The sequence below is a fragment of the Streptomyces sp. NPDC058371 genome, assembly GCF_042723265.1.
Lineage (GTDB): Bacteria > Actinomycetota > Actinomycetes > Streptomycetales > Streptomycetaceae > Streptomyces.
Genome location: NZ_JBHXJC010000002.1, coordinates 486,558 through 502,099, shown reverse-complemented (window position 1 = coordinate 502,099; position 15,542 = coordinate 486,558). Strand labels below are relative to the sequence as shown.

Annotated in this window: 18 protein-coding genes; 10 read left to right on the top strand and 8 right to left on the bottom strand. The window is 71.9% G+C overall.

The window, feature by feature from the left end; genetic code table 11:
- Nucleotides 1–108: 108 nt before the first annotated feature.
- Entirely contained in the window at nt 109–354 is a 246-nt protein-coding gene (locus ACFWM2_RS09855) for a DUF2630 family protein (RefSeq protein ID WP_383275503.1), read from the top strand.
- 15 nt (nt 355–369) lie between these two features.
- On the opposite strand, the gene ACFWM2_RS09850 is transcribed toward ACFWM2_RS09855, so the two are convergent.
- From ACFWM2_RS09850 to ACFWM2_RS09835, 4 genes are all read right to left on the bottom strand, one after another.
- Entirely contained in the window at nt 370–1,068 is a 699-nt protein-coding gene (locus ACFWM2_RS09850) for an HAD family hydrolase (RefSeq protein WP_383275500.1), read from the bottom strand.
- 78 nt (nt 1,069–1,146) lie between these two features.
- Nucleotides 1,147–1,830: a phosphatase PAP2 family protein gene (locus ACFWM2_RS09845; RefSeq protein ID WP_383275497.1), complete on the bottom strand. Its 684-nt coding sequence runs from the start codon at nt 1,828–1,830 to the stop codon at nt 1,147–1,149.
- Nucleotides 1,831–1,892: 62 nt separating this feature from the next.
- On the bottom strand, nt 1,893–2,825 hold the full coding sequence (locus tag ACFWM2_RS09840) for a M56 family metallopeptidase (protein ID WP_383275494.1): 933 nt from the start codon (nt 2,823–2,825) through the stop codon (nt 1,893–1,895).
- Nucleotides 2,826–3,016: 191 nt separating this feature from the next.
- Nucleotides 3,017–3,565 carry a DUF5134 domain-containing protein gene (locus ACFWM2_RS09835; protein ID WP_383275491.1) on the bottom strand — a complete coding sequence of 183 codons (549 nt, stop codon included), beginning with the start codon at nt 3,563–3,565 and terminating at the stop codon, nt 3,017–3,019.
- 155 nt (nt 3,566–3,720) lie between these two features.
- Between ACFWM2_RS09835 and ACFWM2_RS09830 the strand changes: the two genes are divergently transcribed.
- A complete protein-coding gene (locus tag ACFWM2_RS09830) occupies nt 3,721–5,370 on the top strand; it encodes an FUSC family protein (protein ID WP_383275488.1) in 1,650 nt (549 codons plus the stop codon).
- Nucleotides 5,367–5,990, top strand: a complete 624-nt coding sequence (locus tag ACFWM2_RS09825) for a MarR family winged helix-turn-helix transcriptional regulator (RefSeq protein ID WP_383275485.1) — start codon at nt 5,367–5,369, stop codon at nt 5,988–5,990. The genes ACFWM2_RS09830 and ACFWM2_RS09825 overlap by 4 nt, the downstream gene beginning before the upstream one ends.
- A gap of 49 nt (nt 5,991–6,039) precedes the next feature.
- Here the strand turns inward: ACFWM2_RS09825 and ACFWM2_RS09820 are convergent, their stop codons facing one another.
- The gene (locus ACFWM2_RS09820) at nt 6,040–6,804 is read right to left on the bottom strand and encodes a VOC family protein (protein WP_383275482.1); all 765 of its coding nucleotides are present in this window, start codon (nt 6,802–6,804) and stop codon (nt 6,040–6,042) included.
- Between the two features lie 74 nt (nt 6,805–6,878).
- On the bottom strand, nt 6,879–7,271 hold the full coding sequence (locus ACFWM2_RS09815; RefSeq protein ID WP_383275479.1) for a VOC family protein: 393 nt from the start codon (nt 7,269–7,271) through the stop codon (nt 6,879–6,881).
- Between the two features lie 72 nt (nt 7,272–7,343).
- Between ACFWM2_RS09815 and ACFWM2_RS09810 the strand changes: the two genes are divergently transcribed.
- Nucleotides 7,344–7,883, top strand: coding sequence for a GNAT family N-acetyltransferase (locus tag ACFWM2_RS09810; RefSeq protein ID WP_383275476.1), 540 nt, complete (start codon nt 7,344–7,346; stop codon nt 7,881–7,883).
- A 3-nt stretch (nt 7,884–7,886) separates the two neighbouring features.
- Here the strand turns inward: ACFWM2_RS09810 and ACFWM2_RS09805 are convergent, their stop codons facing one another.
- Nucleotides 7,887–8,570 (bottom strand): glycerophosphodiester phosphodiesterase, encoded by a 684-nt coding sequence (locus tag ACFWM2_RS09805; protein ID WP_383275473.1) that lies wholly within the window; start codon nt 8,568–8,570, stop codon nt 7,887–7,889.
- Between the two features lie 296 nt (nt 8,571–8,866).
- On the opposite strand from ACFWM2_RS09805, the gene ACFWM2_RS09800 reads away from it, so the two are divergent.
- The 6 genes from ACFWM2_RS09800 (at nt 8,867) to ACFWM2_RS09775 (ending at nt 14,689) form a co-directional block, all read left to right on the top strand.
- Nucleotides 8,867–9,922 carry an alpha/beta hydrolase fold domain-containing protein gene (locus ACFWM2_RS09800; protein ID WP_383275470.1) on the top strand — a complete coding sequence of 352 codons (1,056 nt, stop codon included), beginning with the start codon at nt 8,867–8,869 and terminating at the stop codon, nt 9,920–9,922.
- An 81-nt stretch (nt 9,923–10,003) separates the two neighbouring features.
- On the top strand, nt 10,004–11,401 hold the full coding sequence (locus ACFWM2_RS09795; RefSeq protein WP_383275467.1) for a DUF6421 family protein: 1,398 nt from the start codon (nt 10,004–10,006) through the stop codon (nt 11,399–11,401).
- 53 nt (nt 11,402–11,454) lie between these two features.
- Nucleotides 11,455–12,213 (top strand): SDR family NAD(P)-dependent oxidoreductase, encoded by a 759-nt coding sequence (locus ACFWM2_RS09790; protein WP_383276497.1) that lies wholly within the window; start codon nt 11,455–11,457, stop codon nt 12,211–12,213.
- Nucleotides 12,210–13,280: a threonine aldolase family protein gene (locus tag ACFWM2_RS09785; protein WP_383275464.1), complete on the top strand. Its 1,071-nt coding sequence runs from the start codon at nt 12,210–12,212 to the stop codon at nt 13,278–13,280. Before ACFWM2_RS09790 ends, ACFWM2_RS09785 begins: the two co-directional genes overlap by 4 nt.
- A gap of 109 nt (nt 13,281–13,389) precedes the next feature.
- Complete coding sequence (locus ACFWM2_RS09780) at nt 13,390–13,983, top strand: transglutaminase domain-containing protein (protein ID WP_383275461.1); 594 nt, start codon at nt 13,390–13,392, stop codon at nt 13,981–13,983.
- 13 nt (nt 13,984–13,996) lie between these two features.
- On the top strand, nt 13,997–14,689 hold the full coding sequence (locus ACFWM2_RS09775; protein WP_383275458.1) for a B3/4 domain-containing protein: 693 nt from the start codon (nt 13,997–13,999) through the stop codon (nt 14,687–14,689).
- Between the two features lie 4 nt (nt 14,690–14,693).
- Here the strand turns inward: ACFWM2_RS09775 and ACFWM2_RS09770 are convergent, their stop codons facing one another.
- Nucleotides 14,694–15,422, bottom strand: coding sequence for a lysophospholipid acyltransferase family protein (locus ACFWM2_RS09770; RefSeq protein ID WP_383275455.1), 729 nt, complete (start codon nt 15,420–15,422; stop codon nt 14,694–14,696).
- Nucleotides 15,423–15,542 lie beyond the last annotated feature (120 nt).

Genomic DNA, 15,542 nt, shown 5'->3' with positions numbered 1-15,542 from the left:
CCTGCCCTGCCTCGGATATCGCCGGTGCGGGCCGTGCCCGTCCACAGCTGTCGCAGCGGCGCCGAACCGTCTCTAGAGTGGGCAGAAGTCCCGAGGAGGCGTACGGACATGGATCAAGAACAGATCCTGGCCAGGATCACGGCGATGGTGGACGACGAGCGGCGGCTGCGCGAGGCCGCGGCGTCCGGGCAGATCGACAGCACCACGGAACAGGAACGGCTCGGACAGCTGGAGCGCGACCTCGACCAGTGCTGGGATCTGCTGCGCCAGCGCCGTGCGAAGTCCGAGTTCGGCGAGAATCCGGACGACGCCCGGGTCCGTCCGTCGTCCCAGGTCGAGGGCTATCAGAGCTGAGGCGCCCGGCCTGCGTCAGCCGACCAGGTCCAGCACCGGGCGGAGCCCGTCCGGCCGCCGCGCCACGGGCAGATGGTCCACGAAGTGCACTCCGCATCCCAGCGCCGCCGCGCCCCCGTCCGCCCGGCGGTCGTCCCCGACCATCAGCGTGTCCTGCGGGGCGACCCCGAGCGCCTCGCAGGCGGTCGCGAACAGCCGCGGATCCGGCTTCTGGATGCCGTGTTCGTAGGACAGCACGTACGTCCCGACACAGCCGTCGAGTCCGTGCGCACGGAAGACCGGCCGCAGATCCCACCCGATGTTGCTCACGACTCCGACCGCGACCCCGCGTTCGCGCAGCGCATCGAGTACCTCCAGAGCGTCGGGATACGGGCGCCAGGCATCCGGCGTGCTGTGCCGGTCGTACAGCGCGTCGTGCATTCCCGGGTCGGGCAGCGTCACCTGACGGGAGAGCCCGGTGTACGTGGCCCGGTGCAGCTCGGCGCTGCGGTCCCGGATGTCCCACAGCTCGGCGATGCCCGGCGGCAGGGGCCGGCTCGGCGTGGCCCCGCCGGGCAGCGCGCCCACCGCCTCCAGCTCCACGGCCGCGCCGAGCAACTCGGTCTCGGGCAGGGAGACATCGGCCGCCGCCAGTACGGCCCGCAGCCACGATTCGCTGGATTCGATACGGAAGAGGGTCCCGGAGAAGTCGAAGAGCACACCCTTGATGGCCATGGAAGGTGATCCTTGGTGAGCCGACCGCCCGGGTCAAGAGCGCCCGGCCCGCACGGAGGCACACCTCGGCGGCACAGGTCAGGGCAGTCTCGGGGCGCCCCACCGCTCGTACGCGGCCACCGCGAGCGCCGCCACCAGGGCGCCCAGGAGCCAGCCGCCCAGGACGTCCGACGGCCAGTGGACGCCGAGCCAGATGCGGGTGAGGCCGACGCCCAGGACGGAGACGGCGGCCGCGGCCACGGCGGTCCACCACAGGAGCCGCCCGGCGCCGTACCGGTGGAGCAGCCAGAGCAACAGTCCGCACACCAGGGTGGCCGTCAGGGCGTGGCCCGAGGGGAAGGCGGCGTAGTGGGCGGAGTCCACGGGGTCGGGCCAGACGGGACGCCGGCGGTCGACCGCCGCCTTGAGGCCCTGCTGCAGCAGGGTGCCCACCGCGCAGGCGGCCGCCAGCCACAGGGCGGTCCGCCAGGCGGAGTGTCGCCACACCAGCCACAGGGCGGCGGCCGCGCACACGATCCGCATCGTCAGCGGATCCCAGACCCAGTCCGTCAGGATGCGGAACGCATGGGTGGTGCCGGGTTCGTCGACCGCCCAGCGATGTGTGGTGCGCGCGATGTCCCCGTCGAGGGAGAGGAGCGGGTGCCAGGAGAGCGCGACCAGCAGCAGGAGCGCCAGGGAGGCCACGGCGAGGAGCAGTGCGACCAGGGCGGCGGTCCGCGGGGCCGGCGTGCGGGACGGTGGGTCGACGGGCGGGGGACGCATACCGCGATCCTCGCCGACTTACGAGGTTCTATGCCAGTACCGGGCCGGGAGAGGCCGGGTCGTCAGCCGAGGGCGCGCAGGCCCGGGACGAACGCCACCAGCAGTGGGATCACCGGCACCAGCGTCCCGGCCGCCGTCAGCCGCAGCCGGCGCGCCGCCGTGAGCCGGTCCGGCGGGGTGAGGAGGCGGTCGACGCGCTGCGGGACATGGGCCTGCGGCGTCGGGCAGGGGCCGAACACGCCCCGGTCCTCGTTCAGTTCCACCAGTGCGAGGGCGATGGTGAGGCGGCCGAAGCGGCGGGACGCCATGTCGTCGGCGGCCAGTTCGACCAGCCGGTGCATCTCGTCGCGGAACGCGGCGAACACCGGCACCTGCGGAAACCCGTTGGCCAGCGCGGCCGAACAGTGCAGCAGCCAGTCGTGCCGCGCCTGCGCGTGCCCCTGTTCATGGGCGAGGACGGCATCCAGCCGGCGGCCTTCGAGGCGGCGCAACGCGGCCGTGGTGATGACGAGTTGGGGAGCGGCCCCCGGTAGCCACCAGGCATCGGGGCGCTCGCCCTCCAGGACCACCAGACGGTCGCTGCCGGGCTCCTCGCCGGGCAACAGCGGGGCCCGTACGAGGAGTTCGGCGCGGTGCCGGCGACGGCGCGCCCGGGCCCGTACGATCTCGCGGGCCAGCATCGCCGCGGTCCAGGCACCGCCGCACGCGAGGGCCACGGCGGTCGCGGCGGCCCAGGGGCTGCTGCTCAGCGCGTAGGCGTTCACGACGGAGTGCGGCGCGGGGGCGAACACATGGCCGCGCACCGCGACCCACGCACCGGCCGCGCTCAGCGTCATCGACAGCACACAGCAGAGCAGGACCGACGCCACCACGCACTGCCACACCCACAGCGCCACCACCGGTTCGCGGTCCGGCCAGTCGGCCCGGGCGAGCAGCCGCGGGGCGACGAGGGCGGCCAAGGCGCCGAGCAGCAGCAGTGCCGCGGGGACCATCATGGGGCGAAGCCTATGAGCGGGGCCGCGCCGGGGATACGGCCTGCCGCGGCAAGTGACGTACACCACGGGTTCGTGCACTGGAGCCCGCCGGTTCGTACAGCCACCGCGACGGTTTTCTACAGTTCGCACAACGGATCAGCGAGACGTGCCTCGCGGCGCGGCGCGACCCGGGGTGCGAAGCCCTGCGGGTCTCAGAGCGTGAGCAGCATGGCGACCATGGCGATCCCCATCGACAACCGGCACGCCCGGGCCACTTCGGGCCGGTCGCCCCAGCCGGGCGCGTCCCCCTGTTGCCCGGCCACCGCCGTCACCGGCAGCAGTCTGGCCCCGGACCACAGCACGTATCCCGTGAAGTAGAGCAGCAGGGCTCCTGTCACCAACGGCACGCCGGTGCCCCCGTGTTCCCGGTGACCGGGAGAGGCGGCCATCACCGCCGCCATGTAGGCCATCGCGCACACCCCGACCAGATGGTGCAGGTGATGCGAATTGGACCGAGCCGCCCACAGTGCGCGGACGGCCGCCGCGCCGAACAGAGCTGTGTACGCCAGCCAGGTCCAGCGCGGCGGCGCCGCCACCGCCGCGGGGACGGCCATCGCGGCCATCCCGAAGCCCATGAGCGCCTCACCGCCCGCGGCGCGCCGCTGTTCCTCGACCGGACTGCGCATGCGCAGCAGGCAGTAGGCCCCGGTGGCCGCACAGAGCGCGACGAGCAGCCAGCCGGGCGAAGCCGGTCCGTGCACCGCGCACCTCCCGTTCGACGGCGTCGGACAGTCGGTCAGGACATGCCCCACCCGGCCGGTGCGCAAGCGAGCGCAAGGGTGTACACGGGGGAGCATGAGGGAGCGAACCGCAGGTCGGAGACTATCTTTTACGAGTAAAACACCTGGTAATCTGTATGCGCAGCGTTTCCCCCACCTCTTCGCCCCTCCGCAGGCTCCCGCTCGCCGGGGTGCTGCGGGTCGGCAGGCCCTCCGACATCTGGTTCAAGCCCGCGTCGAGCGTCGTCGTCTCGGTCGCTCCGCCGAACCTCACGCTGCTCGCGCTCGGGCGCCTCGATCTCGCGATGTACACGATGGCCGGGTCCCTCTGCGCCCTCTACGCCCACAACCGTCCCTACGCCGCCCGGGCGCAGGTGCTGGCCCGGGTGGTGCTCGGCATGCTCGGCGGCCTGGCCGTCGCCCTGGTCGCCGCGTCGCTCACCACGGACGCCGTCGCGCTGGTCACTGTCGGCGCCCTGCTGGCCGCCGTGCAGAAGGCGCTGTGCGACGCCACCCGCGTCGGACCGCCCGGACATGTCGTCCTGACCTTCATCAGCTCCGCGTCCCTGTTCGCGCCGCAGACCCTCGGCCAGGTCCCCGGGCACCTGGCGGCGGCGGCCGTCGCGGGCACCTGGGCCTGGGTGGTCTGCATGGCACCCGGACTCGTACGGCCGCACGGACCCGAGCGGCGCGCCACCGCACACGCACTCGGCGCCGCCGCCGCGTACGCCGAGACGCGCGGCACCGGGGACGAGCACGCCGGGACCCGTGCCGCCGGGGCCGCCGCCGTGCACGCGGCCTGGCAGGCGCTGCTCTCCACCGGCGCCCGGTCCGCGCCCCGCCGCGCCCTGGAACGACTGGTGGTCCGCGCCGAGGTCGCGCTCGCCGCGCCCGCCGACGCCGAGCCGGAGCGGCTGCGGGCCTGGGCACGGGACCTGCGCGGCACCCGGCCGATCCCGAGCGTGGACGACCCGGACGCCGACGACGAACTGCTCGGTGTGGAGGCCGAACTCGACGTCCCCGTAAGGCCGTTGAGTGCCCGGCTCGGCCCGCTGGCCCCGCTCGCGCTGCGCACCGCCGTCGGCTGCGCCCTCGCCGGATACGTCTCGCTCGCCCTCGGCATCGGCCGGCCGTACTGGGCGCTGGTCACCGCGGCCTCGCTCTACCAGGCCAACGTCACCCTGACCTGGAGCAGGGGTGTCCAGCGCGTCGTCGGCAACCTGATCGGCGTGCTGGTCTTCGCGGCCGTCGTGCCGCTCGCCCACCTCGGCCAGTCGGCCCTCGTCCTGTGCTGCCTCGCCCTCACCTTCGGCGCCGAGGCGCTGATCGGCCGGAACTACTGGCTCGGCAGCGTCTGCGTGACTCCCATGGCGCTGCTCATCACCGAGTTCGCGCACCACCAGCGGTCCGGTGAGCTGATGGCCGACCGGGTGCTCGACACGCTCGTCGGCGCGCTGGTGGGCTTCCTCGCGGCGGTCGCGGTCACCAACCGGCGCGCCGGCGACCGTGTCGAGGAGGCCCTCGACAGCGTCGAGCGGGCCCGCGAGCGCGCCGCGGGCGTCCTGGCCGCGCAGACCCCCGCGCCCGGTGCCCTGGAGTCCGCCCGCCGAGGCCTCGCCGCCGCCGTCGTCGAGCTGCGCGCCGTCGCCGACGCGGCCGCCGGCGAGTGGTGGCAGCGCGCCCTGCCCGAGGACCGGGTGATGATGGCTGAGCAGGCCGGACACCGTACGCTCGCGGCGACGGTACGACGGCAGGGACGGCACTTCTTGGAGGACGCACAGGCATGACGGCAGCGAACGGGCGGGCGGCGACCGGGGGCGACACGGCCGGGTCCGCGGACCCCGAGGCCGCCCCTGGGCATCCGGTGGCGGGGCCCGCGGACTCCGGGAGCGGACGGGCCGCGCCCGTGGACACGATGGCCTTCGTGGTGCGTCAGTGGCAGGCGGTGCATCCCGGCATCGACACCGGCCCCATGGAGATCATCGGCCGCATCAACCGCAGCGCGGCCCTCCTCCAGCAGGCCGAGGACGCCCCGCTGCGCCGCGCCGGACTCACCCGGCCCGAGTTCGACGTCCTCGGCACGCTGCGGCGCACCGGTCACGAGCTGACCCCCAGTGACATCGCCCGCGAGACGTTCTCCTCCGGAGCCGCGGTCACCAAGCGCCTCAAGCAGCTGAGCGAGCGGGGCCTGATCGAGCGCCGCGGGGACACCCGCGACCGCCGGGTGGCGCACGTCCGGCTCACCGACGAGGGCCGCGACCTCGTCGACGGCATCCTCCCCGAGCAGCTCTCCTTCGAGACCTCGGCCCTGTCCGGCATCGATCCGGCCCGACGGGACGAACTCGCCGTTCTGCTCGGTGAGTTGCTCGGCCAGCTGGAGGGCCGGCTCGGGGCGCCCCGCGGCTGAGGGCGCGTCGGGTGCCCGCCACCCGTCCGCCACCCGTCCGCCGGAGGCCCTACCCCTCCTCGCCCGCCACGTGGATGCCGAAGACCGCTCCCTGTGGATCCTTCAGTACGGCGATCCGCGGGCCGTCCGGCACCGAGGTGGGTTCCATCAGCAGGCTGCCGCCCGCCGCGACGGCGGCGTCCGCCGTGGTGTCCACGGCCTCGACGGCGAAGTACGGGAGCCAGTGCGAGGGCACCTCGGGCGGGAACTTGTCGTCCATCGCCAGCAGCCCCCCGAAGTCGGCGCCGTCGATGCCCCACTGCGGGTACTGCTCCGAGGCGCTCAGCGTCCAGCCGAAGACCGTCGTGTAGAAGGCGGCGACCTGCTCGGGGGCGCGGGTCAGCAGTTCCACCCAGCCGAGCGAGCCCGGCGCGTTGAACAGCCCGGCTCCCGGAAACGTACGGGCCTGCCACAGCTGGAAGGCGGCGCCGCCCGGGTCGAAGGCCACGGCGAAGCGGCCCACGTCGAACACGTCCATCGGGCCGAGGACGACCGTGCCGCCCGCCGTGCCGACGGTCTCCGCGGCGACGTCCGCGTCGGTCACCGCGAACGACACGTTCCACGCGACCGGCTGCGACTGCTGGTAGAGCGGGGAGATCGCCGCGACCGACGCGTCGCCGAGGTGCGCGACCGTGTAGCCGCCCGCCTCCTGACGCGGGTCCGTCTCGAGGCGCCAGCCGAACAGCGCCGCGTAGAACTCCTTGGCCGCCTCCGGATCGCTCGTCCCCAACTCGGTCCAGCAGGGCCCGCCGGTCACCGGCCTGTCGAGCTTCATGACGTCACCTTCCGGACGAGGGACCCCCGCGATCACGCTATGCCCGCCGGCCCGGGCGTGGCCACCGGTACCCCTCAGATCCCCGGCCGGTACCGCAGGGGATGGTCGGCAGGGATCTCCACGAGCACGATCTCGGTCCCGTCCGGGTCCGCGATCCACATCTCGATCAGGCCCCAGGGCTCCTTCACCGGCGGGCGCCGGATCTCCACGCCGGCGGCAGTCAGCTCCTCGTGCGCGGATGCCGCGTCCTCGACCTGGAGCCACAGCTTGAGCGTGGGGGAGGGCCGGGTGTCGGCGCGGCCAGCGACCTCCAGGAAGCCGCCGCCGAGGAAGTACACGGTGCCGCGTTCGGGGCCCGTGCCGAACTCGCGCTGGACGGCGAGGCCCAGCTGGTCGCCGTAGAAGGCGCGGGAACGCTCGGGGTCGGTGGGTCGCAGAAGGGTCCGGCTGCTCAGTACATGCACCATGCAACCGGAGCTTAAGGGCGGGTTAGTCTCGTCGGAGCACGAGCCGCGCCACAGAAACAGGGGAACCGCTCCATGGACACCGCTCCCAACGGACTGACCTTCCGCGACGCCACCGACGCCGATGTCGACGCGCTCGTCGCGCTGATCGAGTCGGCCTACCGCGGCGACTCCAGCCGGACCGGCTGGACGACGGAGGCGGACATCCTCGAAGGACAGCGGACCGACCCCGACGGCGTGCTCGCGGTCATCAAGTCGCCCGACAGCCGGCTGCTGACCGTGGAGCGGGACGGCTCGGTCATCGCCTGCTGCCAGCTCGAACACCGCGGTGACCACGCCTACTTCGGGATGTTCGCGGTCAGTCCGGTGCTCCAGGGCGCGGGGCTGGGCAAGGTGATCATCGCGGAGGCGGAGCGGCACGCGCGCGAGACCTGGGGCGTCACGGAGATGCACATGACCGTGATCTCCGTGCGGGACGACCTCATCGCCTGGTACGAGCGGCGCGGCTACCGCCGTACGGGAAAGATGACGCCCTTCCCGTACGGCGACGAAAGCTTCGGCATTCCGCAGCGCGACGACCTGCAGTTCGAGCTGCTGGTCAAGCCGCTCGCCTGATCCCTACGCCGTGAAACGGCCGGTGCGCTTGATCTCGGGGTAGTCGGTGGTCGCACCGTCCAGTTCCAGGGCGCGCACCAGCCGCAACTGGTCCTGGGTGTTCACCACCCAGCCGATGATCCTCAGGTCCGCCTTGCGCGCGTACTCGACGACCTCCAGGGTCAGCCGGCGGATGTTCAGGACGAGCGTCGTGGCGCCTACGGCGGTGGCGCGGTCCACGACATCGATGCCGTAGCGGCTGGCGACGAGGGCGGTGCGGACGCCGGGGACGAGGCGGGCGATCTCCGCGAGCGCCCCGTCGTGGAACGAGAGGACCTCGACCCGCGCCACGAGGTCCCGGCGGTGCATGACCTCGGCCAGCGCCCGGGCCGCCGCCACGTCCTTGATCTCCGCCTGCAGCGGCGCCTTGACGGCGTCCAGCACCTCCTCGAAGACGGGAATCCGCTCGCCGTGCCCCGCGTCCAGGGTGCGCAGCTCGGCGAGGGTCTTCTCGGCGATCGGTCCCGAGCCGTCGGTCGTACGGTCCACGTCGGCGTCGTGCATGACGACGAGTGCGCCGTCCTTGCTCAGATGCAGATCGAGTTCGATCAGGTCGAGGCCCGCCTGCTGGGCGGCGATGAAGGAACGGAGGGTGTTCTCGGGTGCGATACCCATCACTCCGCGATGACCGATGGTGAGGAAGTTCAAGGTTCAACTCGCTTCCGTCGACGGCGGCTCGGCTCCGGCGTGGAGTCCGACGGGGCATCCACGCGGCAGGGCCGCAGCCTAATGGTCCTGCCGTGTGATGTACCCGGTCGTACGCCGGGGAATGGGGGTCGGTGCCTGGCGGACCTGCCCCTGGAGCCCGGGCGGATCACCCGGGGGTGGGCGAGTCCCGCGCGGGTTGACCCGCCGCCGGATTCCCTTGCCCCTTCATCTCCTGACGACTAGTCATATGGCGTACCCGGTACAGCAGTTCACCGACCCCGCCGAGAGGTGACGCGATGACCGCCGAACCCGCCCCCGAAGTCCGTGCCCTCGTCGACGCCATCAAGGTCCACTTCCCGGACCTCGGTGGCGCCGTCACCGACGCGGCAGAGGCCCGTCGGGTCCTGGCCGCGGCACCCGCCTGGCCCTTCGAACCCCCGGCCGTCGGTTCCGTGGAGGACCGCGTCGTACCCGGCCCGCCCGGGGCGCCGGACATCCCCGTACGGATCTACCTGCCGGAACCGGGGAGCGCCCGCGACCTGCCGGCGACGGCGGTCGTCCCCGGGCCGAGCCCGGGCGCCGGGGCTCCCGGTCGGCCGGAGAGAGCCGCGCCCCGTCCGACCGTCGTCTTCTTCCACGGCGGCGGATGGACGATCGGCGGCCTGGACAGCCATGACCCGATGGCGCGCGGGCTGTGCCGGGACGCCGCCGCGGCGGTGGTCTCCGTCGACTACCGGCTCGCGCCCGAGGCGCGTTTCCCCGCGGCCGTCGAGGACGCGTACGCCGCCGTGTGCTGGGCGGCGGCACATCTGGACGAACTCGGTGGGGACCCGGGTGCGCTGGTCGTCGCCGGTGACAGCGCGGGCGGCAACCTGGCGGCCGTGGCCGCGCTGATCGCCCGCGACCGGGGCGGCCCCGCGCTCGCCCACCAGGTGCTGGTCTATCCCGTGACCGACGCGCGGCGCGAGAAGACGTTCGCCGACGGTCTGGGGCTCTTCCTGACCGCGGCCCACGGCCGGTGGTTCGCCGAGCAGTACTTCGGGCCCGACGGCGACCGCACGCACCCCCACGCGTCGCCTGCGCTGGCCGAACTTCGCGGGTTGCCGCCCGCGCATGTCGTCACCGCCGGTTTCGATCCCCTGTGTGCTGAGGGTCACGCCTACGCCGTGCAGCTGCGCACAGCGGGCGTCGAGGTCACCGAGAGTCACTATCCGGCCATGTTCCACGGCTTCTACGGCTTCCCGGAGCTCCTCGCGGACGCTCGCGACGCTCAGCGGCGGATAGCGGAAGTAGTCGCATCTACGGTGTCCGGCAGGAAAAAGAGCGGTGAAGATGGGGGTAGCGCAGGATAATTCGCCGGACCTGCACTTGTGGGAAGGAACCTCGCATGCATACGGTGTCCATACGCGAGTTTCTCCCGTGGAGGATGGGTCATGACGGAAATTCTTGAGCAGGTGGGTACGGAGGAGCGGATTCCTCCCCTTGGCAGGGTGGTGGAACACCCGGCTTGGCCCGTGCTCAAGGATGCGGTGGAAGAGATTCGGCCGTGGCAGGCCAAGGACGGCTCCATCGACTTCGACGCCGAGGACGCGCCGGACGCCTCCGACGCCGAGCTGGCCGTACGCCGGGTCATAGACGCCGTGGAGCGGCTGTCCCCGCTGGTGCCGCACGACGCCGAGTACCACGCGGCGCTCGTGAAGGACCTGCGCCGCTGGGCCGACGCCGGCTTCCAGGTGCCCGACTTCCTCGACTCGCTGCTGGCCTTCCAGCCTGCCGCGCACCGCGAGGACGGCCTTCAGCACCTGGTTCTCTTCCCGATGTACACACAGAACGGCAACCCGGACCGCAACCTCGAAGCGGTCGTGCTGCGCATGGTCTGGCCGGACTGGCTGGCCGAGCTGGAGCGCACCCGCTACGACAACCCGCTGTTCTGCGGCATCACCTTCGAGGACTTCACCGCGGGCTACGACACCAACTCCGCGGTCCTCTTCCCGGAGACCATCGCCGTGCGCGAGGCTCCCGAGCGCTTCAGCTGGGGCGGCATCTTCTGCGACCGCGAGGCCGCCCGCTTCCGCCGCGTCACCGAGGCCGCCGTCGACATCCTCGGGCTCGAACTGCCCGCCGAGATCCAGCAGATGGTCGGCGACCAGAAGCGCTGCGAAGAGGCCTTCGTGCTGTGGGACATGGTCCACGACCGCACCCACAGCCACGGCGACCTGCCGTTCGACCCCTTCATGATCAAGCAGCGCCAGCCGTTCTGGATGTACGGCCTGGAGGAGCTGCGCTGCGACCTCACCGCCTTCAAGGAGGCCGTGAAGCTGCAGGCCGACGGGGTCCCGCAGGCCCGTGACGTGCAGTACGCCGTCCTGTTCGACCGGATGTTCCGCTTCCCGGTCTCCGGCGAGCGGGTGCGCAACTACGACGGCCTCGGCGGTCAGCTGCTCTTCGCCTACCTGCACAAGCACGATGTCGTCCGCTGGACCGACAACAAGCTGCACATCGACTGGCAGCGCGCGCCCGAGGTCACCAACCAGCTGTGCGCCGAGATCGAGGACCTCTACCGGGCCGGCATCGACCGCCCGAAGCTGGTCCACTGGTTCGCCGCCTACGGCCTGGTCTCGCAGTACCTCGCCCCGCACCCGGGTTCCCGCTGGGCCAAGGGCCCGGACGCCCTGGACCTGTCCCAGCCGCCGCGCAAGCTGGTGGACGACGTGCTTCCGGACGAGTTTCCGCTGAGCATGTTCTACGAGGCGCTCGCCAAGAAGCTGAAGAACGTGATCGCCTCCACCAAGGGCATCACCGCGGAGAGCGCCGAGCGGATCGCCGCGTGAGCGCCCGCGCCGGGAATGCCGAGGACGCTCAGGACGCTCAGGAGGCGAAGGTCATGGCCAACGGGAACGGCAACGGAGCGCTGAGCGGCGCGGTGATCGCGGTGGCCGGGGCCGGCGGCCCGGCCGGCCGGGCCACGCTGATGCGGCTCGCCGAGGCCGGCGCGGTCGTCGTCGGCTCGGACGCGGACCCCGAGCGGCTCGCCGAGGCCGTGGACGCGGCGCGCTACGCGCACGGCGGTGCCACGGTCGTGGGCGACACCGTCGACCTGCTCGACCTGCAGGCCACCCGGGACTGGGCCGGCCGGATCGAGAAGGACTTCGGACGCGTCGACGGCCTCGTTCACCTGGTCGGCGGCTGGCGCGGCAGCTCCTCCTTCACGGGGACGGATCTGGCCGACTGGGAGCTGCTGGAGAAGCTGCTGATCCGCACCGTCCAGCACACCTCCCTCGCCTTCTTCGACGCGCTCCAGCGCAGCGACCGCGGCCGTTACCTCCTGACGAGCGCGGCCGGCACGGCCAAGCCCACCGCCGGCAACGCGGCCTACGCGGCGTCGAAGGCCGCGGCCGAGGCGTGGACGCTGGCCATGGCCGACGCCTTCCGCAAGGCGGGGGGCGAGGAGGGCCCCCGGTCGGCGGCTGCCATCCTGGTGGTCAAGGCACTGGTGCACGACGCGATGCGCGCCGAGCGCCCCAACGCGAAGTTCGCGGGCTTCACGGACGTCACGGAGCTGGCCGAGGCCATCGTCGGCGTCTGGGACAAGCCCGCCGGTGAAGTGAACGGAAACCGTCTGTGGCTGACCGAGAAGCCGTGAACCCTCCGAAGACCGACGCCCGGCGTCATCACGACCCGGACGTCCGCGGCTTCGCCAGCGACAACTACGCGGGGGCGCACCCCGAGGTGCTCGCCGCCCTGGCCCTGGCCAACGGCGGGCACCAGGTCGCGTACGGCGAGGACGACTACACGGCGGGCCTCCAGCGGATCATCCGCAGTCACTTCGGTGCCGGCGCCGAGGCCTTTCCGGTCTTCAACGGCACCGGGGCGAACGTGGTCGCGCTCCAGGCGGTCACCGACCGCTGGGGCGCGGTGATCTGCGCGGAGAGCGCGCACATCAACGTGGACGAGGGCGGCGCCCCCGAGCGCATGGGCGGACTCAAGCTGCTCACCGTGCCCACTCCCGACGGCAAGCTCACGCCCGAGCTGATCGACCGGCAGGCGTTCGGCTGGGACGACGAGCACCGTGCGATGCCGCAGGTCGTCTCGATCGCCCAGAACACCGAGCTCGGCACCCTCTACACGCCCGACGAGATCCGTGCGATCTGCGGGCACGCCCACGCGCACGGCATGAAGGTGCACCTGGACGGTGCCCGGATAGCCAACGCGGCCGCCGCCCTGGACGTCCCGATGCGGACGTTCACCAACGCGGTCGGGGTCGACATCCTCTCGCTCGGCGGGACGAAGAACGGCGCGCTGTTCGGCGAGGCCGTGGTCGTCCTCAACCAGGACGCCGTCAGCCACATGAAGCACCTGCGCAAGCTGTCCATGCAGCTGGCCTCCAAGATGCGCTTCGTCTCGGTGCAGTTGGAGGCGCTGCTCGCCAAGGACCTGTGGCTGCGCAACGCCCGCCATGCCAACGAGATGGCCCAGCGGCTCGCCGAGGGCGTCCGTGCCGTGCACGGCGTGGAGATCCTTCACCCGGTGCAGGCCAACGCCGTCTTCGCGCGCCTTCCGCACGACGTGAGCGAGCGGCTGCAGAAGCGCTACCGCTTCTACTTCTGGGACGAGGCGGCGGGCGACGTCCGCTGGATGTGCGCCTTCGACACGACGGAGGACGACGTGGACGGGTTCGTGGCCGCGCTCAAGGAAGAGATGGCGCGCTAGCGAGAGAACAGGACCCTGGCTCTCGGGGAAGCCCGAGCTGATGCATAGATATGCGGCCGATCGAAAAGTAATTGACTCTCGACCGGCCGCATTCCTATGCTCTGCGGCCATGGAGCTGATCCAGGAAACCCCTGACCTGTCCGCCTATTTGGCCGCAGACGAGGTCGTCGACCATCATCATCCGCGGGTGCGGCAGGCGGCTGCGCGCCTGGCCGAGGGTGTGGCGGACTCGTATGCCTATGCGCGGGCTGCCTATGAGTTCGTGCGCGACACCATTCCGCACTCCGCCGACTCCGGGGATCCGCGCGTCACCTGGCGCGCCTCCGACGTCCTGGAGCTGCGTACGGGTATCTGTCACGCCAAGGCGCACGCGCTGGCCGCGCTGCTGCGGGCCGAGGACATCCCCGCGGCGCTCTGTTACCAGGGCCTGTTGCACGACGACGGGAGCGGGCACGTCGTGCACGGTCTGGTCGCCGTGCGGTTCAACGGGGCCTGGCACCGTCAGGACTGCCGCGGGAACAAGGCGGGTGTGGACGCCCAGTTCTCCCTCGACGGTGAGCGGCTGGCCTGGGTCCCGGATCGGGAGTCCAATGAGGTGGACTATCCGGTACTATATGCTGCACCGCATCCGGACGTGCTGCGGGTGCTCCGAGCGGCACCGGACCGTCCGTCCCTGTGGAAGACGCTCCCCACCGCACTCTGACGCAAGGCAGCCGATGACTCTCACGCTCACCGTGTCCGACGAGGTGCGCGCCCTCGCGCCGGGCTTCACCCACCTGGCCGTCGAGGCGCAGGGCCTCGTGAACGGGCCCAGCACCGAGGAGACGTCGGCGCTGCTGGACGACGCGGCACGCCGGCTCGCCGTACGACTGGACGGCCGTCCTCCGCACGAGGATCCGCACATGGCGGCCTGGCGCGCGATGTACACGGCGTTCGGCTCCAAGCCGTCCCGGACGCGCAACTCGGCGGAGGCGCTGGCCAAGAGGGCTCTGTCGGAGGCCGGGCTGCCCCGGATCAACGTGCTCGTCGACGTCTACAACGCGATCAGCGTCGCGCACCTGATCCCGGTGGGCGGTGAGGACACCGATCGCATCCAGGGCGGGATGTCGCTGGTGCGGGCCACGGGCGACGAGGACTTCGTGACCGTCGCGGGCGGCGACGAGGTGGTCGAGCACCCGGACGCGGGCGAGGTGGTGTGGCGCGACGACGCCGGCGTGACCTGTCGGCGCTGGAACTGGCGCCAGGGTCCGCGGACCCGGCTCACCGAGGAGTCGACCTCCGCGGTCTTCCTCCTGGAGAGCCTGGCCCCGATGCCCGTGCCCGATGTCACGGCCGCGGGCGCCGAACTCGCCGAACTCCTGGAGAAGTTCAGCCCCGGGGCGCACATCGCGGTGCACGCCCCGGCGTGACGATTCAGCGCGCCTCGGAAGCACGCACCTCTTCGGGGGTCGGTGCCGTGCCTCCGAGGTGCGCGGGCATCCACCAGGTGTCGTCCGCGCCCTTGGGGCGGACCGGATAGGCGCGCTGCGCGGCCTCGAGAAGCTCCTGCACGCGCTCGCGCAGCCGCCGGGTGATCGCGCCCGCGTACTGGTCCTTGGGCGCTTCGACCGGCTCGCCGATCCGGATGGTGACCGGGATGTGGCTGCGCTTGAAGTTGCGCGGGTGGCCCTTGGTCCACAGCCGCTGGGTGCCCCACAGTGCCACCGGAATCAGCGGTACGCCCGCCTCCTGGGCCAGGCGCGCGGCGCCCGACTTGAAGCTCTTCAGCGTGAACGACTGCGAGATGGTGGCCTCGGGGAAGACTCCGATGACCTCGCCGGACCGCAGCGAGTCCAGGGCGTGTGCGTACGCCGTCTCACCCTGCTTGCGGTCCACGGGGATGTGCTTCATGCCGCGCATCAGCGGTCCGGAGATCTTGTGCCGGAACACCGACTCCTTCGCCATGAAGCGCACCAGGCGCTTCTGCGGCAGGGCCGCCAGGCCGTCGAAGACGAAGTCCAGGTAGCTGATGTGGTTGCTGACCAGCACGGCGCCGCCCGAGCGCGGAATGTTCTCCGTTCCCTGGCAGTCGATCTTGAGGTCCCACGCCTTGAACAGGGTGCGGGCGAAACCGATGACGGGACGGTAGACAAGCTCTGCCATGGACGGGGTGGACCCTTCTCTCTGCCTGGGAAGGGCTTCCCGGCGGAAGTTACGCAGCCGTAGGTTTACGGCGATGCGCAGATCGTGCCCCAAGAACGGACGGGGGGCCAGTCCTGGTTC